Here is a 25,941-nt window from a genome sequence, read left to right as displayed (position 1 = left end):
CCACCCGCTACGACAAGACCGCCCAGTCGTTCCAGGCCGCCGTCACCCTCGCATCACTGCTGATGTGGGCCTGACGTTTGACGACAGGCTCTAGCGGTGCGACCGCAGACAAGCAGAATTCGGTCCGCCACCTACGGCGATACGGGTCGGCGGATTGGCGGGCCAACGGGCTGGGTCTAGAGCAAGGCGCAACGGTGCGCAGCCTACAATCCGGGGATTGTGGCAGCGCCCGGTCACAGTTCGCACCCAGGGCATGTGGTCAAAGGAGCATGGGCAAGTGACGGGTCAGGTTCTGGCGAACCGATACGAGCTGGAGCACCGGCTGGGCGCGGGTGGAATGGGTGAGGTGTGGGCAGCCCGCGACCTGTTGATGGATCGCCCGGTGGCCTTGAAGAAGATGCTTCCCGGCCACAGCAACCCGGAAGATGCCCGGCGGTTCCTCCGCGAGGCCCGCACCGCGGGCCGTCTCAACCACCCCGGCGCCGTTACCATTCACGACTTCGGCCAGGACACCGATAACGGCTCCCTTTACCTCATCATGGAGCTGCTAGCCGGCCGCGACCTGGCCACCGTCCTACGCCAAGACGGACCGCCCCCGGTCGCAGATGCCGCCAGCTGGGTCGTCCAAGTGGCTGATGCCCTGCACGCCGCCCACACCGCCGGGATCGTCCACCGCGACCTCAAGCCCGCCAACCTCATGCTCACTACCACCGGCACCATCAAGATTCTTGACTTTGGTATCGCCCGATACACCTCCGGCCTCACCCAGGCCAGCCGAATCATCGGCACCCCGTCCTACATGCCACCCGAGCGCCTGCGCGGCAAGGTCGGCGACGGCCGGGGCGATCTGTACTCCCTGGGCTGCCTGCTCTACGAGCTCCTCACCGGCCGTACCCCCTTCCACGGCGCAGAGCCTGCGGCCATCATGCTCGCGCACCTGAACACCGTGCCCGAGCCTGTCGCCAGCAGCCGCTCCGGGATACCCGCAAGCCTGAATCGTCTAGTCACCGACCTCCTCGCTAAGGACCCCGACGAGCGCCCCGCCACCGCTGCCGTCGTTCGTGACCGGCTCCACGCGATCGTCAAAGCCTGCCGCAGTGGTGTGTTGCCCGGCACCGACCGCACTCCTCGTCCCTGGACGTTCACTGCCGACGACGGGAAGGTGTCCCGCTCGCCAGTAGCGGTCCGCGACATCGTCTACATCGAAGGCTCCGACGACATGGTCTACGCTCTGGACGCGGTGACCGGCGCCACCCGATGGAGCTCTCAGTTGAAAGCCACGCGCCCGCTGTCAGTAGCCGGCGAGACCGTCTACATCGGCACCTGGGCCTCTACGGCCCGCGCCCTGGACGCCGTCAGCGGTGCTCTCTGCTGGACCCAGGACCTCCGCCGCCCGACGATCCCATCGCCGGTAGCGGCCTTCGACGCTGTCCACATCGTCAGTGCCGACCGGGAAGTCCATGCCCTGGACGCCGCCACGGGCACAGTGCACTGGACTTACGAGACCGACGACTGGCTGAATCTCTCATCGCTGCCGGTGTACCACGACGCCGTCTACATCGGAGATGAGGGCGGCAAGGTCTACGCCCTGGACGCCGCTACTGGGGCCCTTCGCTGGACCTATCAAACGGCTGACAAGGTGTACTCCAAGACTGTGGTGGCCCACGGTACTGCCTACACAGGCAGTTGGGACGGCACAGTCCACGCCCTGGACGCCACCACCGGCACCCCCCGCTGGACCTACCAAGCTGACGACAATGTGTACTCCTCGCCAGCAGTGGCCCACGGTCTGGTTTTCATCGGCAGTAACGACGGCAAGGTCCACGCCCTGGACGCCGCCACCGGCACCCCCCGCTGGACCCACCAAACCGGCGGCGCAGTGGAGAGCTCACCTGCCGTGAAGCACGGCACCGTCTACATCGGCAGTAACGACGGCAAGGTCTACGCCCTGGACGCCGCCACCGGCATCCCACGCTGGACCCAGCAAACCACAGACGCGGTGCGTGGCTTGCCCGCAGTCGCCCACGGCCTCGTCTACATCAGTAGCTGGGACGGCAAGGTGTACGCCCTGGACGCCGCCACCGGAGCCAGCGATAACACATAGATCTCTCTGGTGGTTCGCCATCTCACGGCTGGTGGGCCGCTACCGGCTGGAGTACACCTGCTGGGACTCCCCAGCCACCGCACCCCCAATACCCGGCTGTTCAGGGCCACCGTTGGCTGGACAGGCCCCAACGGTGCACAGACCGCCGATCTCCGTTGATCGCGTTCCGGACGGCTCGGAGTTTCCGTCGGGGTGGTCGTGGATCCAGGTCAGGCCACCGAGGTCGAGGCGGGTACGTGTGCGGGTGACGGCGACGTAGGCGAGGCGGGCGTCGGCTTCGTCGATCGGACCGGGTAGCGGGTTGCCGTGCTCGTCGGTCTCGTCGCTGTCCTTGGGCGGGTGGAAGTCGTCGGCGATCTCGACCTGGGGCCATTCGCGGCCCTTGGCTTTGTGTGCGGTGGAGACCGTGACCTGCGCGTCCTGTTCGTGGACGAGGCGGTTGACCGCGTCGAGGATGGCGTCGGTGCCGTGGTGGTCGACGAGGTCGACCAGGGGCTGCAGGTCACTGCCGGCGGGGTCGTGTTCGGCGTAGTCCTGCAGCTGGCCCCAGGAGGTGAACAGCACCAGCTCGGGGTGGGAGGCGCGGCGTCCGTCTTTCAGGTCGCGTGACGCCAGTGCCAGAGCGCGCAGGCTCTCTCCTCCACCGGCCAGCGCGACCCTGCGGCCATTGGCGAGGAAGCGGAAAATTTGGGCCATGGCGCCGATGTTGCTGCGGCATAGCACCGCGTCCGGCTGGGTCACTTTTCCGACCTCGGTGGGGATCGCCTGGCTGCCTACCAGGCGGATCGGGGCGTCGGCGATCGCCAGCCACCGGTTGGCCTCCAGCGCCAGCAGGGGGCCGAACCGGAAGGACTGGGTCAGCGACAGGGCGGTGCCGTCGAAGCCGGTCATGACGTCCTTGGCGCCGCGCCAGCCGTAGATGGCCTGCGCCGAGTCGCCGACCATGACCAACTGGGCGTGGCCGCGCTGGTTGAGCAGGACCTGTTCCAGGACGGGGTTGGTGTCCTGGGCCTCGTCCAGGAGCACGAAGTCGGTGCGCAGTTTCGGGTCGGACAAGGCCCACAGTTTCAGGTAATGGTCGTGTTCGAAGCGGACCGCGCCGGTGTCGGGGTGCTGCAGGTCCGCCCAGGCGGCGCGGGCGTAGGGCACGATGCGGCGGGCGAGTTCGGCGTGCAGGTCTTCGGTGTCCAGGCCGCGTAGCGGGGGCACGTGGTGGCGGTCGATGACGGGGTCGGCGGAGTGGCAAAAGCGGGTCACGGTGCGCTGGGCCGTGGAGGTCAGCGTGGCCGGCCACACGGTTCGGTCGCCGATCCGCATGGGCTTGGTGATACCCAAAGCGTCGGCGGTGTGCCGGCCCGGCAGGCGGGGTCCGTTCAGCCGGGCCTGGTAGCGGTGACCGATCGCGGCGAAGGCCAGGGAGTGCGCGGTCTTGCACAGCACCGTCCCGGGGAAGCGGCCGGCGGCGTCCTGGGCGATGGACCGGTTGAACGCGACATACAGGCCCGGGCGTGAGGTACTGGTGGCGAGCTGGGTGAGGGTGGTGGTCTTTCCGGTGCCGGCACCGGCCTGGATGACCAGGTGGTCCCCGGTGGCGAAGGCGTCGGCGGCCGCGATCTGTTCGTCGGTGGGCTGCAGCATCGTTGAGCTTCATCGATCTGTGAGGGCGCAACAGGTGCGCGGGGGTGGTCAGGTGTCGACGTCGGTGAGGAAGCCGCGCATAGGCACAGGCGGCAAACCCTCGGAGAGCGCAGCCGCGTGGCGGCGCAGGTCGGCCAGGTCTCGGACGATCGCCGCGTAGTGCACCGCCACCGGCTCCACCGGGGCCGCGGCACGAGCAAGGTCGTGGACGAGGCCCTTCCTCGCCTCGTCGCCAGAGTGGTCGGCGCCGGCTTGCTGGTGGCGCTCGAGCTCGGCCGTGACAGCTGCCGGGGTGCAGGGCTTCTTGTGGCGGTGGACCGCGGTTGCGGCAAGGAAGACCTCCCGGCAGGCCGGGCTGCTGAAATGCGTCGGTCGCAGGACCGCCAACAAGTACGGGGCGAGCTGCGGGTGGTGGAGCACGGCTGCCAGGACCGTGCGCTCGGCGTGCTCGTCACGAAGAACAGGCTCGGATGGCGGCTGATCAGGGTCGGGAGTGCCGATCAAGGTTTCGGACATGGGCACCTCACAGATGGGCAGAGAACGGACTCAACAGCTATGAGGCTGCCGGAGCGGCAGCGTCGACCGCCGCGGGATGCCGGTAGCCGCGCCATCAGGTGGAGGCGGCGGTTCCTGCCTGTGCACGGGTTAGGGATCGGGGAGCCGATCGCGGATGTACAGGCGGTGGCGCACCGGGTCGAAGAGCTCCCATTCGGTGCGCGCGTGATCCGCGGCCTCGTCAATGCCAGCGTGCGTGGAGCAGCGCTGCTTGTACCAGCGCAGTTGCTCGGCATACGGCAGTCCGGTCAGGTCGTAGACCGCCATCAGCTCCTGCGCGATCGGCAGGCGGCCGCCGCCGGGACTAAGCAGCGGATCCGCTGGCTCCAGGCTCCACGTACCTGGCAGGGCACCTGGGTCCTGGACCGCCAAAGGGCAGCGGCGGCGAGTGCGGGTGTCGGCCACGCACTGAAGGTGCTCGAGAGACCTGGGGGCGAGGTAGCGGGTGTAGAGCAGGCACACCACCGTCCGACCCGGCAGGCAGAGCGGCGCGGGGTCCGGCTCCTTCTCAGGACGGGGCGTGAACAAGCCAGCGTCCTGAAGTCGGCGCGAGGTCAGACCCAGTGCCCGGCGCGTCTCCGCGAGCAGCGGGCTGCGGTTGCCCGCCAGGCCGGCCGGGCACACGGCGTGATGCCGCACCCGGCACCAGGCGCTCCCGTCGTGACCGGCGTGTGCAGCGCCGGAGGAGACGTGCCAGCGCTCCCCCGCGGGGACGGTGCTGGCGGGCAGCTCGTCGGGGTGGAGCGGGACAGGAGTGCTGCCGGGGCGCTGGTACCACTCCACGGGATTCCCGCAGAGGTCGCACCGGCCGACCTGCGCGGACCGCAGCAGCCGACTGGGACTGTCCGCGTCGATACGCAGCGACCGGCGGCGCCGGTAGTTCTTGCGGCTGCCGTCCCAGGCACAGCCGTCGTCAGCGAAGGGGTTGTTGGTCGAGCGCATGACCGCAGACGATGACGGCCGACACACTGCAACGGGGCCGACCAGGCCGCTCAGGTCACCGTCATGGCCGCATCAGTCGTGCTGGAGTTCGCTTCCTCGTGTGCACGTTCGGTGCTGGTCGCCGTTTCGGGTGGCGTCACGCCTCCCGGAAACTGGGCCCTCGAGGCTTTCGCGGAGCGGTCAGGGAGCAGGCCGGGCAGGGGGTTCGTGGCCGGCGCAGAGGGTGCCGAAGAGCTGGTCGAGCGGGGCGCCCAGGGCGTGGGCGAGGGCGTGCCAGGTGGCCAGGGTGCCGATGGTGCGGCCCTGTTCGATCTCGATCAGTGTGCGGCGTGACAGGCCGGTTCGGGCAGCGAGTTCGTCGTAGGTCCAGCCGCGTTCGGCCCGCAGTCGTGACAGCTCCTGGCGGAGCGCGTCGAGGTTGGGGTCGGGCGGCGGAGTGATCGTCACCGCTCTATCGCACGGTGCAGAACCCTGCCCTGTCAGTGCAGACCTCTGCCCTATTTGCCCTCGTCAGACACAGAGCGCCAGGGCAGAGGTCTGCACTACCGTGTGCCGCCACCGGCACTCCCCAGCCTCGGGGCGCCGGCCGAACACTCGTCATTCAGCAGGGAGGACAGCTTTCGATGGGGCACGGCGCACTCCCCCGCCCGGTGATGCGTACCTGGACACTCGAGGTCCGTCCCAGCCCTGGCGGGATGGCCCTGATCTGCCCGCACTGCGGCCGCATCCCGGTCACCCGCGGGCCTGCAGCGACGCGAGCCGTCGTCGTGAACCACCTGGCCCTTCACGCCCGTGCCGAACCACTCCCCGTCCACCTGCGAACCTGCCGGTGCGGCGAGCGCGGCTGTCGCTGGCACCCACGCCACCGCGGCTGCACCGGGCCGATCGCCCTACTCCTGACACGCGGCGCAGGCGGCCGCATCTGGCGCCTCACGGACGCCTGCCACGCCTGCACCGCCGCCACTGACCACGCCGCCACAGTCCCCGAACCCCGCGACTCCGCCAGAACGGCCGCAGAGAAGGCCGCCAGCGCGGGGGACCCGCCGCTCGTACTCGGATCCGAGGATCCCATCGAGGCCGAGTTGTGCTGGCACGACGGTGCGCCCTGAGGTCCCCGGCACGCCGCTCCCCTCGTCGCGCTGCTGGCCTGTCCGACCTGGCAGGCTCAGTGTTCTGGATGAAGCTTCCGGTTGGTGCCGGACCGGCGGATGTCCAGATCAAGGAACGAGGTCAATGGCGTACCGCTGTTCCAGAAGCCGAGTAGATCGATGTCGATAAGCGTCAACTGCTGCTTGGCGGCGAACTTGCGTGCGGGTTCTGTGTACTTGCAGGAGGCGACGAAGACCGGAGCGTCGGCCGCATGCTCCGCGCGGGCCGTACCGTTGAACGTCTGAATGTCCCGGCTGCCGACGGAACGGTGTCGGGCGTAGCGCTTGCACTGGATCACCAGTTTCCGACCGTCCGGCAGGTGACCGATCACGTCGGCGCCCAGGTCGCCGGCGCCGCCCACGCGGCGGACTTCGGTGCAGCCGTCTCGGCGGCACAGTGTGGCCACGTACTCCTCGAATTCCTGATCGTTCATTCGCCAGACCGCGTCCAGTGACTGAACGGCCTGTATCCGGGCCTGCTCGGCCAGCCGGATCCGTTCTGCAGCTGCCTCCCGGCGACCTGCCCGCACCAGCCCTGCCACCACAACTACTGCGCCCACAGCAGCTAACGCCACCACCACCCAGACCACGGCCATGGCTCGTCCCCCCTTCCCCAACGCGGGCTGACCCCACGCCCCACATCCATCCCCATTCCGGTCCCGGCCTACCCCAGACCGAACTGCACAGACCGCGGTCTGCTTGCCCCAGGCGGCAGTGAGTTCCGCCAGTGCCGCCTGCCCTTTGTGATGCCATCACGGAGGGTGCGCGGCTTCGCGGGAGCGGCGGTGTAGGTCTTGGCGTCCCCCACATTCCCCCGCACAGGCAGGTCCGTTGGCGGCGACGGAGTCGACGGGGACATAGGCGATGGCTCCACCTGACCGGGAGGAAAAACGCGGCCCGTACTCTGCACCTTCGGACGGGCGGCGGCCAGCCGCGCCCGCACGCCATGCTCGCTCGGGAACGACGCCGCCCTGATCACGTTAGACCGCACCCCGACCAGATCTGCCTGTTGCGTGACCGGTAACCCACGTGGCCAGGCACGCTTCGTACATCGGCATCCCAAGCCATGACTACAGGTGGAAGATGAAAGGGACGACGGCTGATCTCACCGCGTGAGATCCCAGCACAAGGCAGCGGCCATGAGCGCTGATCAGACAGACATCCGGAACGTGCACGCCCTGTGGCTGCAGACCATGGACTTCCTTCGCGGCAACGCCACGCCCCACTGGGCGGAGGCGATGCTACAAGGGGCGGTGTTCTTGATGCCGCCGACGGTGGCAACACTCCCCCGGCCGCACGACCGCAGCGCCGCACTGGCCCGAGCGGAAAGCGAGCGCCTGCACACGGCGCAGCTGTTCTATGTGAGCGCGCCAGCCGCCCAGGTCGTCGCGGACACGCCCATGTCGTGCATCATGCAGGTCGCCGGTCTCCTGCCGTCGGCGTCGGGGCTGATGGTCTGGGAGGAACCGCCGGCCCGGGTCGAGGAAGGGATCCCCGTCCGTGCCGCCTCGTGGGGCCCTGCCTACGACGGCGGTAGCTGGTGGTCCTGGTGGACCGACACAGCCTGTGCCGTACGGGCGGGGTACACGTCACCAGTGACGCTGCAGACCCACGGGGGCCTGACCTTCCATAACGAGACGCACATCGCTCCCGGCACGTGGCCGGAGCATGCCGACAATCCACGATTGCCGCTGTACGCCCAGGCCCACTCGCTGGTGTACACCTGGGCCGCACTGGCGCTGGGCATCCTGAAAGAAGCCGAAACCCTGCCGCCGGCCCCTGTCGAGGGCAGGCAGATGAAGCGGGCCGGCGTCGCCCGGCGACCGGTGCGGCGCCTCGTTCCCGCCGCTCCGGCTGAACTGCCGTCAATTAGGCAGATGCTGCTCCGCCAGCTCGAACTCGAGGACGTCCCGGTCGAGGACCGGCCCTACCCGCAGCCGCTGCCCCAGCAGGTAGCCGACTGGCACGTTTACCGAAGGGACCTCGGACACAGCGTCGCAGTGATGGTGCCCCCGTTCGGGGAGCCTGAAATGGTGCCGACATCGGGCCTCGACGTTCCTGTGACGGGAAACATCGTCTTCGCGCCAGTCAAGTCGGTCCTTCGTGCTGGCTGGCAGATCAAGAACGGGTTCCTTCATTCTCGGCTGCGCTACGAGCCGAAGGTGGGGCTACTCACCGACCCGGATGATGACGAGTTCTGAACCGGATCAGGCGGGTGCTTGGCCCACGGCTATCGCGGCTCACGAGTCCCACAGAGGCTAGAGCCCGTGCGCGGCGCACTGTGGGCCGCCGGCCGGCCCTCCGCCTTGTGAGGTCGAGCCTGAGTCCGAGGAGCAGTCCGCGGCTGATCCCACGATTGCCCACTGCAAGGACGGGTTGCGGCTTGCCTGAGTAGGGGCAACCGTAGTCGGTCGCAGTGTCTGGGCTGCCGGAAGTCCGACTGCGGAACTGGGTGAGGATGCTATCTTCCGCTTCACTCGGTTCCCAACTTCCCTAGATACAAGGCGCATTGATGGCTACCCCGCCGCCCAGCCCTCCGCATCCGCAGCCCAGCCCTTCGCCGCCCAGCCCTCCGCCGCAGCCGACGCCTTCGCTCTGGCAGCGGTTTCAAGCATTGAGCACTGGGCACAAGGTGACGCTCATTGGAATCGCGGTGCCCTCGATCGCAACCATCTTGGCGGCAGGCATCACCGCATGGGCGCAGATCGAATCCTCAGACGCGGACTCGCCTGCGTCACCGCCGCCAGCAACCCCGATCACTGATGGAGCCACGGCTCCGCAGATCACGACCACGCCCGGCGCGGGCCCGGCTCAGGCCTCCCCTGCACAAGGTGCTCCTAGCGCGTCCGGATGGCTGTGCCGCGGTGGGGGCTTCCACTACTACGTACAGAAGGGGTATGGGTGGAAGCCGTGCATGCGAGCACGCAACGGGAAGATCGAAATCAATGTGCTTGTGTCAGCGCAAAGAGCTCAACATGTCAAAATCTATTACTGGCTGGCGCGCTATCAAGGGCCGGAGCATCCGCGTGACGAGCTGGTCACCTCGAAGTACACATGCGACCTCGACCTGCAGGCGAACAGCCAGGCCTGGTGTCTCCCTCAGTCCCTCGCAGTCGGCCCTGGTGATTACGACACCGCCTCCGGTCCGACATTCACCAGTCTTGACGGAGTGGACAGCGACGCCATGCATTGGGACGGCAAGCAACTGACGCCAGTCGACTATTAGGCCGCCTGCAGGCCTCCGGGAGACGCCGGCCGCGGTGGCGGGTGGGAGGTTATCGGGGGCCGGATGACTGGCGGGGAATCCAGCGCATGTCCAGGGCCTCGAGGGCGTCGAGTTGGGCCTGGGTGAGGTGCTCGGGGTGGCGGCGTTTGCTGGCGATCCACTCGCCCAGGCGGAAGAAGGAGCCTCGGTTCTCGGCGACGTAGTTGGCGGGGACGTTGAGGTGCTGGTAGCTGCGCCAGTAGGCGCGGGCGGCGCGCAGGCCGCGGATGAAGGCGTACTCGGCGGCGCCGCGGGGCCGGCGCAGCAGCACGGCCAGCGGGTGGTGGAGGGGCAGGACGCCGAGCAGGTTTTGCTGGTCGGGGTGGAGGGCGTCGAATGCGGTGATCTGCTCTTCCAGCCACCGTGCGAGGGCGGTGTCCTCGTGGTCGGGCCGTAGGTCGGCCAGGGTCAGGTCGCCGCGGCGGGCGGCGGCAAGGGCTTGGACGTAGGTGCGTTGCCAGTCGTGGGACCAGCGGGCGTTCCACCAGGGGTCGATTTCGTTCAGGGCCCGGTGGTAGGGGTGGGGCAGGGTGCGTTCGCGTGCTTCGCGGCGGCGTTCGGCCAGCCACCGGCCCAGGCGGATGCCGCCGAAGGTTTCCTTCGCCAGGGGGTGGAGGTGGCCGTGGCGGGCGGCGTAGTCGCGGGCGATGAGCAGGCGGTGTTCGATGCTGTGCGGGGGGTGTTCCCAGCGCATCTGGAGGGTGTCGAGGGTGTCGATGCGTTCTTGCAGGAGCATGCGGTTCAGGCGAAGGGATCGCTGTTTGCCGATCCACCAGCCCAGCCAGAACCGGTCGGGGCCGATGTAGCGGCTGGGCACGTCGAGGTGGCCGAACTCGGTGTGGAAGCGTTCGGCGCTTTCGAAGCCGAGTTCCCACACGCGGTTGGGTGATTCCTCGGCTTCCAGGCTGAGGACGGGGATGATTTCGTCGGCGCGTTCGGGCCCGACCGAGGGTGGCAGGATCCGGGGCGGCGGGGGCTTCCAATGGTTGATGTCCACGCGGTAGAAGACGTGCTCGTCGTAGACCGACAGGGCGATCAGGACCTGGTGGAGGAGCCGGAACGCGGTGCGTTTGGTGCCTTCTGCCATGTCCTGGCCGGGCGCGAGGTAGACCGGGATGACGATGGTGGAGACCTTGCCGGCGCCGGGGGTCTGCCGCAGGGGGCGGCCGACGGCCTGGGTGATCTCCACCGAGCTGGTCTTGGGGTCGGCGAACAGGATGGAGTCGATCGCCGGGATGTCGACGCCTTCGGTGCAGCAGCGGCAGTTAGTCAGCACAGAGCGCAGCGGTGGGGCGGCGGAGTCCGGCGTGTGCAGGGGTGCAGAGGCGAACTGGGTGAAGGCCTGCAGGCGGTCGAAGCGGTTTTGTTCGGCGTTGACGGTCCCCACCTGCAGCGGCCCTTGAAGGCGGCGGGGCATCAGGGCGGCGGTTTCGTGCAGGGTCTCGGCAAAGATCTCAGCAGACCTGACGCGGGTGTGGAAGGTCAGCGTGCGCCGCAGGTCGTAGGTGTGCTGCGCGTTCAGGAGCGCGACTTGGGCTGCGGCGACCCGCAGTCCTTCGGTGGAGGCCAGGAAGCACGAATGCCGGTTGAGAGCTCTGCGCAGGTCTTCGTCGTGGATGACGACGGCAACGATCCGGTAGTCGGCCAGGAGTCCTTGTTCGATCGCGTCGGCCAGGGAGAGCCGGTAGACGACGGGTCCGTACAGGTTGAGGTCGTCCATGGAGGCGATCTCGGTCAGCGGCATGTCGATGCGGCCGTCTGCCACTGCCTGGTAGTCGAAAACGCGCTCGGTGGCGGTCATGTAGAGGCGGTGACGTGCGGGGAGTTCGTCGTTGTCGTGGATGATCGCCCAGGGGCTTTCGGCGTTGCCTGCGGTGCGGTGGGCTTCGTCGGCGATCAGGATGTCCCAGTCGGGGAGGAAGAAGTCCCGGTGCGCTTTGGCGATCTTGTTCAGGGATGCGTAGGTGCTGAAGACGCTGACGGGTCCGTCGGCCTGGGCGATCTGGTCGGTGAGGAAGCGGGCTTGTTCGGTGGCGGTGCCCGCTTGACCGGTGGTGGTGAGCACGCCGCGCAGGTCGGGGTCCTCGGGCGTGTCGAGACCGCAAACACCGATGTAGAGGCCGCCACGGCCTTCTTTGCGCCACGCGGCTGCGGTCTGCTCGAGAAGTTTCTTGGTCGGCATCACCACCAGGGCGCGGCCGCGGGGGGCGGTTTCGTGGACGGCGTTCAGGCCGACGAGGGTCTTTCCGGTGCCGCAGGCCATGATGACCGAGACGCGGTCTGATCCGTCGAGGAAGTGGCTGACGCAGGCGTCGACAGCGAGTTCCTGGTGTCCGCGCAGCACGGTTTTCAGGCCGGTGTCGGTCCTGGTCAGCGTGGCCATGGCTCCTCCGAACGGCTTTGCTGCCTTCCATTTGCGAGCGTGAAGGAGCCGCGTGCGGCAGCGCGTCGGGCCGGGGCGGGGATTCACCCGAAGGAGTGGCGGGGTCTTGCGCGAGGCGTCGGGGTCGGGGCAGTTCTTCACCGGCGCGGGCGGCGGCCAGTGCAGATCAGGGCGCGCGAGTCCCGAGGGGCGGGTGGGGATGGTCGTGCGGGCGGTTCCTGACAGGAGCGGGCGGACCCGGGTGTGCGGTTCATGTCCAGGCCGGGCGGCTGGAGTTCACTCGAAGGAGTGAGGGCTGGTGTCCGGTGGCGGCTGTGGTGGCGACGATGGCAATAACGCCCGTGCTGTCAGCGGGTTCGCCTGACCGGCTGGGAGGTCTCCGATGATGCTGGATTCGCCGCGGTTGTGGGGGCCTCATTTCCGGCTGGCGATACCGGTGCGCCATGTGCCGGGCGAGTCGACGGGATCGTTCGTGAACCGGCTCGCTCACAGCAACGGTCTTCAGCTGGGCGAGCTGCTGGACCGTGTCGGGCAGGGCCGCACCGCGGTCGACCCGCGGTATGCGGAGATGTACGTCAACCAGGCCGGGCTGGAGTACCTGGCGGTGCTGGCCGGCCGGCCCGCGGCGGCGTTGCAGCGGGCGCTTCCCAGTCTGACGCGGGAGCGGATCCTGCCCGGGGACGGGCCGGCACGCTGGCACTGGCCGTGGGAGCCGACGGACGGCTACCTGGTCCGTGGCTGCGACCTGTGCGCCGCGGCGCGGGGAGCCCGCGAGCCGGTGTGGCTGATGTGCCCGGACAACTGGCACATCTGCGTGCGGCACAGGCGGTGGACCGATGACGCGCGCGGTGACACCGCTGGGCTGGTGCGGCTGGACAAGCTGCTGGAGGTGACGGACGCCCACCGGCGGCGGCTGATGCGGCGGCGCCGGTTCGGGGCAGCGGCTGAGGGCTTGTTCGCCGATGCCTACCAGATTGCCGGGCACTGGTGGAGCGGCGCTCCTGGCACGTCGGTCTGGCACCAGCGCGCCACCGCAGCGGGTCTGGATCCGCTCGAGGTGCGGGCTGCGCCGCTGGTGTTCTATCCGGAGGCGGTATTCGTCGCCGGTGCCCTGGTCGATTACGAGCGGCGCCTGGCAGCAGGCGGTGATTGCGCTTCGATCCTGGCGATCCTGGGCTCGGCGCTGGAACGGTGGGGGCTGGACGGGGCACGCGCCATGTCGCCGCTGCGGGAGTGGGTGAGCCGGCATCACCAGCCGGCTCCGCGGTCCGGTGGCAGCCGGCGCCGTCCGCTGCTGACCCTGGGCCCGGGGCATCAGCGCAGCGCCGGGATGGCCGGATCTCTCGCCGAACGGTCCTGCCTGCCGTGGCAACTGGGCCTGGGAGCACCGGAGTAGGTCAGCTGGGCATGACCAGACGCAGCATTGCCTCGGGGAAGCCGTCAAGGGCGCTTCCCTCCTTTGGGTGAACAGCCACCGCCCCGGGACCGGCCTACGGCGGTGGTGTGGCCACGCTGAAGATGCCGCGGCATTCGGGGACCGTGCGGAGGTGCCAGTGGAATCGGTATGGGCCCATCACCTGGACGAACGCGGCCTGCTGGTGCGGTCGGCTCCCGGCGAGCTGCGCGGGGTGGCGTTGGAGGAGCGCAAGCCGCCGACGCCCCCGGTGGCGTACCACGGCCGCAAGAGCGTGGTGACGTGGTGGTGGTCGGCGACGACCAGGACCCAGGTGGTGTGCGGGTCGCTGCGGCGGATGCGGGTGGCGATCGAGCTGGACTGGGATCCGTCGGTAGCCTGGTTCTCCGGGGAGCCGGTGGAGCTGCGCTGGCAGACCGCGAAGAACAGGCGGCGCCGGTGGCGACCGGACTTCATCGCCCGCACCACCGACGGTGACCGGCTGGTGGTGGCCGTGGAACCGGAAAAGCCCGACGATCAGTGGCGGGACAAGCTCGTGCTCCTGCATACGGTGGCCGCCGAGGCTGACTGGCGGGTCGAGGTGCGGCAGGTGCCGCGCGGGGTGCGGCGGCACAACCTGGAATGGCTGGCCGAGTACCGGGTGCCTGATCCCATCAAGGACGAGGAGGCCTGCGAGCAGGCACTGCTGCAGGCCTTCGCCGAGCCAAGGCGGCTGATCGACGGGGCGCGGGCCAGCGGCATCCCCGAGCTGCTGGCGCTGGATCACGCATACCGGCTGATCTGGTGGCACCGGCTGCACATCGACTGGGATGCCCCGCTGCTTCCCACCGCTCGCGCCTGGGCGGCGGCATGAGCCGCCCGCTGCCCGGCCAGGCACCCGGTGATGACGTCGGCCTCGGGGACCGGGTGACATGGCTCGGGGCGACCTGCCGCGTTCAAGAACGACACCGGCGTCGTGGTGCTGCTGCCCGAGGCCGGCGGCGCACCCGTGGACGCCCTGTACCGGGCGATGCTCTCCTCGCAGGACTTCCAAATCCTCGCCGCCGACGACACGCCAGCCGAACCCAGCGTGCTGCCAGCGCTGGGAACCATGCAGGGCACGCTGAGCCGCAAGCAGCGTAAGAAGCTGCTGCGCCTGCACGAAGACATGATGGAGATCGACACCGGGGTGCGGCGGCCGGGCCAGAAACCGCGGGACGGCTACGACCCCGACCGCACCACACTCGGCGAACGCTATGCGGCCAAGGCCGCGGAATTCGCGGCCCGCGGCAAGCCCATCAGCGTCACGGCCCTGGAGGCCAAGCGCCGCAAATGGCTGCGTGCCAACCGCAATCCGCTGGCCCTGGTCGACGGCCGCAAGACCCGGGCACGCCTGCCGGCGGGCCGCACCGATCCGCGGCTGCTGGACCTTTTGCGTGAAGTCGCCCACGCCAACGCGGATGAGTCCACCAGCACCATCGACAGTCACATGGATGAGATCACCCGCCTGGCCAAAGAGCGCTTCGACATCGACCTGGACGATCCCGCCGAACGCAAGCGGCTGAGCTTCTCGCGGGCAACGTACTACCGGCGGATGGACGACCTCGGACTCAGTGATCTGCTGCAGGCACCGACCAGTACCCGCAGCAGCCGGGTCCGTAAGCCGCCGCCACCGTACACGCCCTCGCACGCCAGACTGCCCGGGCAACTGGTGCAGATCGACACCTGCCCCCTGAAGATCAAAGCGCTCGGCGACGACGGAAAGATGATCTCCGTCGAGCTCACCATGATGATCGACGTCGCCACCCGCACCATCATGGCCGTCATGATGGTGCCGGTCGTGCCCGGCGACGGGCCGGTCGGCAAGAGAATCGGCGGCCGCGCCACCCGCGCCTTCGACATCGTCCTCACCCTGGCCCAGGCCCTGGCGCCGATGCCGACCCGCCCGGGATGGTCTCCGCTGACCGCGGCAGCCGGCTCAGCTCTGCCCTATGCGGCGCTGAGCGCCGCCGACGACCGCTTCACCGAAGCCACCGCGGCCCGCCCGGTGATCCGGCCCCGCACCATCATCATCGACCAGGGCAGCCCCTACCTCAGCGAGCACTTCCAGAGCGCCTGCGACTTCCTCGGCATCGGCGTCCGCCTCGCCCGCAAGGGATGCCCCACCGACAAGCCGCTGGCCGAGCGCAACTTCCGCACCATCGGCGACCGCTTCAGCCAGCACGTGGTCGGCTGGACTGCGCGCCGCCTGGAGCACCGCGGCAAGCGCCTGGACCGCAAGCCGCTGTGGACCTTGAACCAGTTGCAACAGCTCGCCTACGAGTGGGTCGCGCTGGAGTACCAGCAGCGCCCTCACAAGGGTCTGCGCAACCCCTATACGCCGGGCATGGTGGTCTCCCCCAACATGATGTACGCCGCTTTGGTTGCCGGCACCGGCTACCGGCCACGACTGATGACCCCAGAGGAGAACCGCAAGCTCCTCATCCCGGCGTGGGTCACCGTCACCGACAAGGGCATCACCGTCGAGAACCGCACCTACCAGTCCCCCACCCGCGAGCTGGCCGGCCTGCAGGGCCGGTCCTCCGGACTGACCGAGGCAGGCGGCCGCTGGGAAGCCCGCTGGGACCCGTACCACCCCGTCGTGGTGTGGGTGTACGACCACCGCGAGCAGGGCCACTGGATCCAGACCCGGTTCGTGCAGGAGGCCCTGCTGGAACACCCATGGACCCAGTACTGCTGGGAAGAGGCCACAGCCCAGTACGTCGAGCAGGGCGGCGCGGCATCCGACGAGGAAGGCATCGCGCTGGCGATGAGGGACCGCCGGCTGCGCGCCAAAGCCGGCCCGCCCCGCCCGCGCGGGCCGCAGCCCCCGGCGCAGCCGCCGATGCCGTTCCAGGGCGGCTTCACGCTGCAGGTCCACGACGAGGAACCCGAAGACCCTTACGCCGGCATCCCGGACTTCGACCCCGTCGCCATCCAGCCCTACGAGGCCCTGCCGATCCCCGGCAGGGACACCTACCTGCTGGCCTCCCCCACTGTCCCCTCCCCCGCCACCGGGGGCTATCCGGAGTCCGGCCCCGCGGGCGAGCTGGGCCCTGAGGACCGCAATGCCTGACCCCCGTCTCCTGGCCTGACGCGTTCGAACGGAGAAGCCGATGCCCGAGACCGACACGCAACAACCCGAGGCGCTGCGCAGGGCCGTGCTCGCCCCGCGTCTCCTGACCCCCGAGATGATGGTGCGCCTGGATGGCTGGAACTACTTCGCCCGCACCGACATCGAACGTCCCGACCTGCGCGACTGCGCGCCGGCGGGAACCGAGGTCGACGACATGGACCCGCGCGTGGTCTACAACGGCCATCTGCGCGTGGTCACCATCCCCGTCATCGAGCAGGCGATCCTCGAGGCCGCCAGCGTCTACGGGGTCAACATCACCCGCCCGCAAGGACTGCTGGGCATGGCCTTGGACGGAGAGGACGGCTCAGGCAAGACGTTCCTGCTCCGTGCCATCGGCCGCGACTTCCAGCAGAGAATCGAGAAGCGGTACAGCGACCGCATCCCGGTCGTGCACATCCTCGCCCCGCACAACGCGGATACCGAACAAGCCTGGCTGTGGGAGATCGGGCAGTTCCTCGGCCTGGCCCCCGAGCCCAAATCCCTCGACGAAGCCCTGCAGTGGGCGAAAACCAAGCAGCCGCGCTACCCCGACCTGCGCATCCCGGTCATGCACGTGCTGGAACACGCCAAGACCCGCATGCTCCTCGTCGACGACATCCACCGCATCACCGTCGACCAGCTCGCCGTGTTCCTGCCCCTGAGCGACTACCTCCGCAACAAGTTCGGCATCGCCACCATCTACTGCGGCACCGGTGCCACCGAGATCTTTCACGCGGCACGCCTGAAGGCCAACCGGTACGCCAAGGACCCGCAGCGCAACACCCTGCCCATCCTCCGATTGGACCCCATCCCCTACAGGGACGGCGTCGATCTGGAGACCTGGCCCCGCCTGGTCAAGGGCTTCGAGAAACAGCTGTGCCTGCACCGCCTCGCCGAAGGAGACCTCACCCGCCACGCCACATACCTCCACCAGCGCACCGGAGGCCGCCTGCTCTACCTGTCCCACCTCGTGTGCCAAGCTGCGCGGACAGCCATCCACACAGGCGAAGAGACCATCACCTTGGAACTCCTCGAATCCATCAACGTCGGCTTCACCAGCAGAAGCTGAAGTTGAGTCGCCAGCGGGTGACGCCGCTGGTCGCGTGACACCTCTCCCGGAAATCCGCCTTCCCAAGGCGTGAGGAGGGTGCCCCCAGTGAACGCAAGTCGCGGTCACTCCTTTGCACGCCCGGCGATCCACAGAGCTCGGACCATGTCTGCCGCCGCCCGGCGCCGCGCAGGCTTTACCGAGTACACCGCGGTGACGGCGAAGACGGCGATCAGCAGTAGGTAAGCGGTAACCACGACCAGAAGGGCCCACAGCAGTAGCGGCACCCGCACGAGAAGCGGATAGATCGTCGTCACGGCGACTCCCGTCGGCACTGGACAGTATCCGCGCTGACGGGGCGGCATTCCGCAACGCACAGCACCCAGCGGACGATCTAGAATCGTCAGCCGGGTCTCCACGACCTGACGGGCGTGGGATAGCCATGCGTCGCGTACTCTCCGGCAGTCGTGAGCCACCAGCCGGGCGGTCCCGGTCGAGAGCAGGTCTCAGGATGTCACACCCATGCGGCTACTTACGGAGCAGGCCGCCAACTATGCGATTTGTGTGACGATATTGGATATCGTGGTGCCTGAAGTGAGCAGTTTGCTGGTCCGTTGCGGGCAACCCATGGTGACGGTGCGAGCCCTGCATCGAAACGGAGCGAAAGGCGCGATGCGTGGGCTTCCCCGAGACACGGGCGTTGTGGGCCGATGATCCCGCGCAGACCGACCTGCTGGCCTTCGATGCTGTAGCGCAAACGGTGGCGGACGCACTGCTGGACGAGGCGCTGGACCCGGTTGCGCTGGGACTATCGGGCCGCTGGGGCAGTGGCAAGACCACGGTGCTGAGGCTGGTGGCCGCCGAACTCGAGCGGCGTGCGACAGCGACGCAGAAGGTCTTGGTCATCGATACGGCACCTTGGCGCTACGACCCTGCGACGGGAGCCAAGGAAAGCTTCATTGCCGAGACGCTCGCAGCACTGGCCGCTGAGGTCAGTCGTTCCAAGACGCGGACGCAGGAGATCAAGGATCTTCTCGTACGACTGGGCAAGCGCATCGACTGGGCGAAGGCCTTGAAGCTGGCTGCCACGACGTCCATGTCACTGCAAATTCCCAGCGTGGACAGCCTGATCGATCTGGTGAAGCCGAAGGAGGAGGACCCCACGCAGGTCCGCGGACTCGAAGCGTTCCGGGAGGAGTTCGCACAGCTCATCAGTTCGGAGGATCTTCAGCATGTGACCGCTGTCGTGGTCTTGGTCGACGATCTGGACCGTTGCCTGCCGGAAACCGTGGTCGAAACGCTCGAAGCGATGCGTCTGTTCTTGGCGGTGCCGAAGATGTCCTTTGTCATCGCTGCGGACGAGGATCGGGTCGCCGACGCTATCCGTACTCGGTTCCGTGACACGGGCCGGCCTCTCGAGCATGGCGAGGACGAGAGACAAGACCCGGCTGCTCTCTACCTGCACAAGATTGTTCAAACGACTATCCCGCTGCCCGCGCTCAGCTTCTTTGACACGCAGGCCTACCTTCTCTTGCTGCAGCTCCAGCCGCTCATGGAAGCGGATCAGCTGCAGGTGCTGATCGAGCAGTGCTCTGGCATCCGGCAGCGCGGCGGCTCTATCGATGACCTCGTCGGCATCGACGGTCTTGACCTAGCGGAGGAGAAAGCCTTCGCTGCCCGCCTGACACCGCTGCTGTACGAGAAGCTCCGCGGCAACCCGCGGTTCATCAAGCGCTTCCTCAACGACTTGCGTGTGCGGCAGGCGATCGCTGAGCGTCGGGGCATCGGCCTGGACACCGCAGTGATCGCCAAGCTCATGACTCTTGAAGCGTTGATGAAGCCTGAATTCGACCTCCTGCTGGGCTGGTTCTCTGAGAGCAAGCTGCCGGAACAACTGCAACAACTGGAGGATGAGGCAGAGGCCGGAGCTTCGGGTCGCCTCGCGACTGGGAGCACCGACAACGAGGCGGGCCCGGAGGACGAGGAGAGGCAGGGCGGGCCTCGGAGAGGCTCCTCACGTGGCCGGGCAGTCGTCGCGCCGCGGCGGCATTCGGGCCAGTTCTCTCAAGGCATGCTGCGTTGGGCGAAGTTGCGGCCTCCGCTCAGTGGTCTGGAACTGTCGCCCTACCTCACACTGGCCGCGGCCTTCGCTGGCGTCACCCTCATCGATGACTCCCTGCCCGAACGGCTTCGGGAGATCGCGGCGAACCTTCTATCCGGCAGTGTGGCGGCTCGCAGTCGTGTGACCGATGAGCAGTTGACCGGCCTCGGGGACGGTGATGCGACCGACCTGATGCGGCATCTGGGGCAGACGATGCGCGATCAGCCAGGCCGGCAGAAGGACGCGGTCAATGCGATCGTTCGCATAGCGAAGCTTCGTCCAGGAGCTGAGCAGGCCGCCCATGATGCCCTGCTGATGCTGCCCGCGGGAGATCTGTCGGCGGCCACGCCCTTGTTGATTCATGCCAGTGACCCGCCTCGGGTACGCGCCGCGCTCAGCCACTGGTCGAACGCCCTTACCGACGGGCGCGTCAAGCGAGCCGTGGATCGCGCCATCACCCTGGCAAGCGGCTCCTGATGGGAACCAGCGGCGCGTATTCGGGCAGCGGAGGGACGGACGGCAGGCGCGCCCGGGAGGTGATGCGCGAGCATCTGGACCACCTCGCGGGGGGATCCGCGAGCGGGACGGACCAGCCTGGTCTTGACCCGAAGATGCTGCGGAGCATCGTCAATATGATCCGCCCCCACGTCGGCGGTGGCAGCGGCGGCGATGGGCCGGGAGGCGGCGGGGGCGGCTCCGGTAGTGGTGGCGCAGGATCAGGTGGGGGCCTGCAACGCAGCGCGGCCGCATCGGCGCGTACCGCCGGCCGGGCAGCGGCAGCCGCTTACGCCTATCGCGCGGGTGACGCAGCAACGCTGCAGCGCCTTGGGCTCGATTACAACGAGCTGCGTAGCCTGGGCGATGACGGTGAGGTGGCCCGCCGCATCGTGACCATGGCGTGCGACGCGGCTGACAGCACCATTCCTGACCACGAGCAGCGGATGGTCACTGCTGACATCACCGAATGGATTCTGGAGCACGAAGACGCCGGAGGGCGGCTCCCAACTCCGGAGGAGATCGTCCGCCAGACCATCGCCACCATCATCGCTTCGATCGCCCTGTCGGAAAGCGGCGATCTGGTCAACCAGCATGAGATGGCTGACGTGGCAGAGTCCGACATCCGTGATGCCGCCGAGGCAATGGCGAACCAGGCCGACCTCTCTGTCGGTGGGGCCAACGAGGATGAGATGGGCCGCGCCATCGAGGACGGCCTCGAGGTCATCCGGAGCATCTTCGGAGGGGACAGCTGATGCCGCGCTTTTCACTTCAGCTCGCAGCCGACAGTGCGGTGCCGGCAGCCGAGGCAGTCTCCTCCTTCTACTGGTTGACCGACCGGACCCGATCATCCTTCGACTCCAGTGTGGACCCGTGCCTCTCCCAACTGGGGCCTGTGCCGCCACGGAACATTGACCTGGTGCGCATCGCACTCACCGTCCTGGCCGCAGACCGGTCCGTGCTGCGGGCTGGTGGTGGATCCAACTGGAACCAGCGCCACTTTGAACTGGAGATACCGGTCTCCGATCCCGAGCCGTGGACCGCGACAGCAGAGGCACTGGAGAAGGTTCTGGCATTCCTCAGCGGAGACAAGTGGGCTCTGACCTTCACTGCGCAGTCGAAGGGCAAGCCCCCTGCTCCAACGGTCACGAACCCTGCGCCGCCCACTCGCGTGGTTCTGCTCAGCGGCGGCGCCGACTCAGCGCTGGGCGCCCTGCAGTCGCGCCGTCTCCTGGGCGACGGTGAGCACCATGTGTTGCTGTCCCACTTCAGCAACACAATGCTGCCTCCCATCCAGCGGCACATTGCTGCTGACGTCGAACGCCTCGCTCCTCATGGTGGACAACAGCATCGGATCGTACGGCTGGCACGCGGGAGCCGCCGCATCGACGGAACCGCCTACCCCTCCGAGACGACAACCCGGTCCCGATCCTTCCTGTTCATCGCCCTGGGCCTGGCCGTAGCCTCGATTCATCGCGTTCCCTTGTGGATCCCGGAGAACGGCTTCGCCTCCATCAACCCGCCGTTGGGCTTCGAGCGGCTCGGGAGCCTGTCAACCCGCACCACCCACCCGGCATTCCTGCAGGATCTGGCAGCAGCCATGTCCGCGGCCGGCGCGCACGCAGACATTCACAATCCCTTCGCCCAGCTCACCAAGGGGCAGATGTTCCGGGATGCGGCCGACGTCCTCGGCGCAAAGGAGGCCTCGGCCTTTCTGAGCTCTTCGCACTCCTGTGGGCTAACCGGTCAGCGCGCGCACCGCATCCCACCCGCTCGGCAATGCGGCATCTGCTTCGGATGCGTGTTGCGCCGCGCCTCGTTCACCGCGGCCGGCGTGGCCGATCGCACTGACTACATCGCCCCTAGCGGCGACGATGCTGTGCAGGACTGGTTGAATCGCAACAGCGTCGAGCAGCCCGTTCGAAACCTGATTCGTCGTGGCATCCGAAACCGGGACCTGATAGCCCTCAATCTCCCCCACACCTACTCGCTGCGTGAGGCACGCGACCTCTGCGCACGCGGGCTCGAGGATCTGCGGAGCCTGTACCCGTGAGCAACCTGCCGTCCATCGACATGCACGCCCACATCGAAACTGACATCTCAGCCGCTGATCTTCGCGCGCTTCAGGCTGTGGTCTTCGCCGCCACCCGCACCCTCAGCGAGGCAGACACCGCTCTGGCCCGTAGCGATCCATGGACGATCTGGGGGGTGGGCACGCACCCAGGTCTGGCCAAAGCACACACCCATTTTTCCCAGGAGCACTTCGCGAAACTGTGTGCCGGGACGCCGTACGTCAGCGAGATCGGCCTGGACGGCAAATCACGGGTTCCTCTGGCCACCCAGCAAGTCACCTTTGCCCGCATTCTGGAAACCTTGCAGCATACCCCCCGTATCGCGAGCATCCACAGCTATGCGGCTACCTCCGCCGTCCTTGATCACCTCGCCGAACACCACGTGGACGGGACCGTACTCCACTGGTGGCTGGGCACCGAATCTGAGACGGACCGAGCCATCGAACTCGGCTGCTACTTCTCCATCAACGCAGCCATGATGCGCCGAACCAGCCTGCTGAAACGGCTTCCCCTCGACCGCGTTCTTCCCGAGACCGACCACCCCTTCGGTGACCGGTCTGGCAGCGGACAGGGTCGCCGGCCAGGACATGTCCTCCCCGTCGAGCAATGCCTGGCCGCACTTCACGGACTCAGCCCTGGCGAGATCAGACAGCAGACCTGGCGCAATCTCGGGGAGCTTGTGCGTCGGACGCGGACGCGCATGCTGCTACCGCGCCCCGTTCGTGTCACCCTCGCCGCGCTCCCCGCCAATGGCTAGCCGAGGGCCCCGCTCGGGTCTGTGAAGCCCTCCCCTTGCCCGAGGCCCGGCTGTAGCGAGACGGCACTTGGAGCTTGCGAGCGTCTTCAACCAGAGCAACGGTCCAGCATGGGAGCTGCATCTGACACCGCCGGTGTCCATGGAGCACCGCTGAGTATGGGAACTGCGATGAGTGGACAAGCCGTCCTCCATCTGTGCATGCAGGCGCATGTTGCTGAGGTTCATGTGGCCGTCGTAAGAGAGGGGAACGCAGATGTCACGCAGACGACAAATCACGGTGATGGCAACTGCCGTGGTAGTGATCGTCTCTACGCCGGCGTTTTGGTTGCTCAACGGGCCGGATACCGGACAGCTGGTGGGGGCTAGCCTCCAAACCGCCACAGGTGTGTGTGCACTGATCTGGGCCTGGATCCAACCAACTGGTTCACCAGCAGTTGGGAGTCGGGACGTCGTGGTGAGCACGGGGCGCGCCGAGGCGAGCGGCGGAGGAAGGGCCCACACTGGCATTCGCCGTCGTCAGGGTGGTGGTGGCGGAGAAGCTCGCGTGCAGCAGAGCGGTGAGGCGACAGCTCGGGGACAAGGAAGCAGTGCTGGCACCGGCATCGACTACACCGACTAAACCAACGACGGCTGTGGCTGGAGGACGGGAGAATCCATGAAACGGCCTTGGGTGAAGCCTTCATCTCGCGGCTCCCAGGGTGACAGGCGCAAGACGGCGACGACCGCAGGCGCCATCGAGAGCGGTGACCCGTATGCTTCGCTTGAAGGCGATGCGCTGAGCGGCTACCGAGGGCCGCAAGCCTCAACACGGCCCGGGCCCGTCGTGCGTGTGAATCGGTCGGGCGATGCCGTCGCCTCGGCCCCGCAGGCGGTAGCCATCAGCGGCTACGTGAACAAGCTGACGGTCTCGACTCCGCCGCTACGAGACCCTACGTGGCCCATCAGGCTGGGCGCCGTACCCGCATTGGCGTCCGCATTCCAGGACCGTACCGCCGTGCGCGACCGGATCGACCAAGTCAGGGCAAGCCATTCCACCGTCGTGCTGACCCAGGTCCTTTCCGGGGGCGGAGGCGTCGGCAAGACGCAGCTCGCCGCTGCCTATGCCCACCAGGCTCTGGCCGACGGCATCGACCTGGTGGTGTGGATCGACGCCAGCGACATCGATCACGTCATCGCGCGCTATGCGCAGGCTGCACACTGTGTAGGGGCGGCCCGGGAAGACCCCACAGGCAAGGGCGCCGAGTCCAGCGCCGAGCAGTTCCTGCAATGGTTGGCGACTGCCCGGAAGCGGTGGCTCGTCGTCCTCGATGACCTCACTGACCCGGAAGCGATGCAGGCCTGGTGGCCACCGTCCTCGGCTTTCGGATGCGGTCGAGTTCTGGCGACCACCCGTCGCCATGAAGCCATCTTGTCCGGCAGCGGGCGAGCCGTGGTGGATGTGGCTACCTACAGCGCGAAAGAAGCGGAAACCTATCTCCGCGAGCGGCTCCACTCGGCACGTGCAGCCCACCTGCTGGACGCTCACGCCGCCGTACTGATCAAGGCACTGGGCTACCTACCGCTGGCGATGTCACATGCCGCCGCATACATGATCAACGAGGATGTCAGCTGCTCGGGCTATCTCCATCGCTTCAACGACAGCACCGCACACTTGAACGACCTGCTACCGCGAGACGCGGACACTGAAGGGTACGGACGAGAGGTGGCCTCCGCCCTCCTGCTCTCCCTGGATGTCGCCCAAGCAAGCGAGCCCGTCGGCTTGGCCGTTCCAGCCCTGCGCCTGGCCGCTGTGCTGGATCCAGCTGGCCACCCTCGATCACTGTGGTCAACTTCCGCCGTCACCGGCTATCTCGAGGCCCACCGCGCTGCACCCTCGCCAGACGATGTTCGGACTGCCACTGGTCCCGCCGAGGCCCAAGCAGTTCTCCGACTCCTACACCGTTACGGCCTCCTGACCGATCAGGCACAAGCCGGCACCCGCGCCGTGCGCATCCACGCTCTCACCGCACGCGCCGTATGTGAATACACTCCCGACGACGTGACGCCAGCGGTGGTGGCGGCAGCCGTCGGCGCGCTCACCGAAGCCTGCACACGCGTCCCTCGGTCTGACCATGAGACGAAGTCGGTGCTGCGCGCGAACATCGAAAAGCTGGATGGAAGTGCAGGAGATCTACTGTGGCAGGTCGACGGCCACTACCTTCTGCTATGGGCCGTACGCAGCCTGTTCGAGGAGGGGCTTGGCGCCGCAACGATTGCCTACGCCCAGCGGCTGACCAGCATCAGCGAGCGACTGCTGGGCCGAGCCCACCTCATGACACTCGTTGCCCGACGGGACCTCGCGTGGGGCTTCTTCCTTACCCGCCGCCACGAGGACGCCTACGCAATCCTGCAGGACGACTTCCCGTACAACGACAAAAACCTCGCGCAGGAGAGCCTCGCAGATCCCGCGGAAGCCTCTGAACACGCCTACGCCCTCACGTTGCTGAAGGACACCCTCACCGTTCGCGAACGGCTCCTGGGCCCTGAACATCCCGCAACCCTGGCATGCCGCGTAGACCTCGCCACCACACTCTGGACCCATGGCGATCGGTCGACAGCCACTACCCTGTTAAAGCGTTGTCTCGTCGACTACCAGTCGACGCTCGGACCAGGCCATGCTGACACCGTCTCGGTATCCGACCGGCTACAGACCTGGCGAGCCGAACGAAGGAAACTCCGCTGGAGACTCGGACGACGCAGCCCCTTCCCCGCGGATGAAGGCTGAGAACGTGACTCAACAGGGTGTGGCCTTAGAAGCCGTTTCTCTATCGATCATGGTGAGCATCGGTTCGAGTGTGGCGACTCGGTCGGGTGATCTCCGGGATGTCCGGGCATGAGGGTAGGGCC

19 protein-coding genes are annotated in these 25,941 nt (G+C 67.6%); 12 read left to right on the top strand and 7 right to left on the bottom strand.

Going from position 1 to position 25,941, the window contains the following annotated elements:
- Positions 1–277: 277 nt before the first annotated feature.
- On the top strand, positions 278–2,104 hold the full coding sequence (locus ACFZAU_RS41090) for an outer membrane protein assembly factor BamB family protein (protein WP_500556485.1): 1,827 nt from the start codon (positions 278–280) through the stop codon (positions 2,102–2,104).
- A 39-nt stretch (positions 2,105–2,143) separates the two neighbouring features.
- On the opposite strand, the gene ACFZAU_RS41085 is transcribed toward ACFZAU_RS41090, so the two are convergent.
- From ACFZAU_RS41085 to ACFZAU_RS41065, 5 genes are all read right to left on the bottom strand, one after another.
- Positions 2,144–3,739 (bottom strand): UvrD-helicase domain-containing protein, encoded by a 1,596-nt coding sequence (locus ACFZAU_RS41085; RefSeq protein WP_500556486.1) that lies wholly within the window; start codon positions 3,737–3,739, stop codon positions 2,144–2,146.
- A 51-nt stretch (positions 3,740–3,790) separates the two neighbouring features.
- A complete protein-coding gene (locus ACFZAU_RS41080) occupies positions 3,791–4,258 on the bottom strand; it encodes a DnaB-like helicase N-terminal domain-containing protein (protein ID WP_500556484.1) in 468 nt (155 codons plus the stop codon).
- Positions 4,259–4,387: 129 nt separating this feature from the next.
- Positions 4,388–5,239 carry a DUF6083 domain-containing protein gene (locus ACFZAU_RS41075; protein ID WP_500556483.1) on the bottom strand — a complete coding sequence of 284 codons (852 nt, stop codon included), beginning with the start codon at positions 5,237–5,239 and terminating at the stop codon, positions 4,388–4,390.
- A gap of 180 nt (positions 5,240–5,419) precedes the next feature.
- Positions 5,420–5,686, bottom strand: a complete 267-nt coding sequence (locus tag ACFZAU_RS41070) for a helix-turn-helix transcriptional regulator (protein WP_500556482.1) — start codon at positions 5,684–5,686, stop codon at positions 5,420–5,422.
- A gap of 718 nt (positions 5,687–6,404) precedes the next feature.
- Positions 6,405–6,983: a restriction endonuclease gene (locus ACFZAU_RS41065; protein ID WP_500556481.1), complete on the bottom strand. Its 579-nt coding sequence runs from the start codon at positions 6,981–6,983 to the stop codon at positions 6,405–6,407.
- Positions 6,984–7,526: 543 nt separating this feature from the next.
- On the opposite strand from ACFZAU_RS41065, the gene ACFZAU_RS41060 reads away from it, so the two are divergent.
- Both ACFZAU_RS41060 and ACFZAU_RS41055 read left to right on the top strand, forming a co-directional pair.
- On the top strand, positions 7,527–8,588 hold the full coding sequence (locus ACFZAU_RS41060; protein ID WP_500556480.1) for a hypothetical protein: 1,062 nt from the start codon (positions 7,527–7,529) through the stop codon (positions 8,586–8,588).
- 713 nt (positions 8,589–9,301) lie between these two features.
- A complete protein-coding gene (locus tag ACFZAU_RS41055) occupies positions 9,302–9,613 on the top strand; it encodes a hypothetical protein (RefSeq protein ID WP_500556479.1) in 312 nt (103 codons plus the stop codon).
- 49 nt (positions 9,614–9,662) lie between these two features.
- On the opposite strand, the gene ACFZAU_RS41050 is transcribed toward ACFZAU_RS41055, so the two are convergent.
- Entirely contained in the window at positions 9,663–12,035 is a 2,373-nt protein-coding gene (locus tag ACFZAU_RS41050) for a helicase associated domain-containing protein (protein ID WP_500556478.1), read from the bottom strand.
- A 382-nt stretch (positions 12,036–12,417) separates the two neighbouring features.
- On the opposite strand from ACFZAU_RS41050, the gene ACFZAU_RS41045 reads away from it, so the two are divergent.
- The 4 genes from ACFZAU_RS41045 (at position 12,418) to ACFZAU_RS41030 (ending at position 17,651) form a co-directional block, all read left to right on the top strand.
- Positions 12,418–13,431 carry a TniQ family protein gene (locus ACFZAU_RS41045; RefSeq protein WP_500556477.1) on the top strand — a complete coding sequence of 338 codons (1,014 nt, stop codon included), beginning with the start codon at positions 12,418–12,420 and terminating at the stop codon, positions 13,429–13,431.
- A gap of 157 nt (positions 13,432–13,588) precedes the next feature.
- Entirely contained in the window at positions 13,589–14,302 is a 714-nt protein-coding gene (locus tag ACFZAU_RS41040; protein WP_500556476.1) for a TnsA-like heteromeric transposase endonuclease subunit, read from the top strand.
- A gap of 102 nt (positions 14,303–14,404) precedes the next feature.
- Positions 14,405–16,543, top strand: a complete 2,139-nt coding sequence (locus tag ACFZAU_RS41035; protein ID WP_500556475.1) for a transposase — start codon at positions 14,405–14,407, stop codon at positions 16,541–16,543.
- A 40-nt stretch (positions 16,544–16,583) separates the two neighbouring features.
- Positions 16,584–17,651: an AAA family ATPase gene (locus ACFZAU_RS41030; protein ID WP_500556474.1), complete on the top strand. Its 1,068-nt coding sequence runs from the start codon at positions 16,584–16,586 to the stop codon at positions 17,649–17,651.
- A gap of 104 nt (positions 17,652–17,755) precedes the next feature.
- On the opposite strand, the gene ACFZAU_RS41025 is transcribed toward ACFZAU_RS41030, so the two are convergent.
- On the bottom strand, positions 17,756–17,947 hold the full coding sequence (locus ACFZAU_RS41025; RefSeq protein ID WP_500556473.1) for a hypothetical protein: 192 nt from the start codon (positions 17,945–17,947) through the stop codon (positions 17,756–17,758).
- A gap of 359 nt (positions 17,948–18,306) precedes the next feature.
- Here ACFZAU_RS41025 and ACFZAU_RS41020 point away from each other — a divergent pair, with 359 nt between their 5' ends.
- The 5 genes from ACFZAU_RS41020 (at position 18,307) to ACFZAU_RS41000 (ending at position 25,819) form a co-directional block, all read left to right on the top strand.
- Positions 18,307–20,208 carry a KAP family P-loop NTPase fold protein gene (locus tag ACFZAU_RS41020; protein ID WP_500556472.1) on the top strand — a complete coding sequence of 634 codons (1,902 nt, stop codon included), beginning with the start codon at positions 18,307–18,309 and terminating at the stop codon, positions 20,206–20,208.
- A gap of 62 nt (positions 20,209–20,270) precedes the next feature.
- A complete protein-coding gene (locus ACFZAU_RS41015) occupies positions 20,271–20,981 on the top strand; it encodes a hypothetical protein (RefSeq protein WP_500556471.1) in 711 nt (236 codons plus the stop codon).
- Between the two features lie 164 nt (positions 20,982–21,145).
- On the top strand, positions 21,146–22,279 hold the full coding sequence (locus ACFZAU_RS41010; RefSeq protein WP_500556470.1) for a hypothetical protein: 1,134 nt from the start codon (positions 21,146–21,148) through the stop codon (positions 22,277–22,279).
- Positions 22,276–23,055, top strand: coding sequence for a TatD family hydrolase (locus ACFZAU_RS41005; protein WP_500556469.1), 780 nt, complete (start codon positions 22,276–22,278; stop codon positions 23,053–23,055). Before ACFZAU_RS41010 ends, ACFZAU_RS41005 begins: the two co-directional genes overlap by 4 nt.
- A gap of 994 nt (positions 23,056–24,049) precedes the next feature.
- Positions 24,050–25,819, top strand: coding sequence for a tetratricopeptide repeat protein (locus ACFZAU_RS41000; RefSeq protein ID WP_500556468.1), 1,770 nt, complete (start codon positions 24,050–24,052; stop codon positions 25,817–25,819).
- Positions 25,820–25,941: the final 122 nt, after the last annotated feature.

The organism is Streptomyces sp. NPDC008238, from assembly GCF_042956445.1.
GTDB lineage: Bacteria > Actinomycetota > Actinomycetes > Streptomycetales > Streptomycetaceae > Actinacidiphila.
This window is presented reverse-complemented; position numbering and strand designations above follow the sequence as displayed.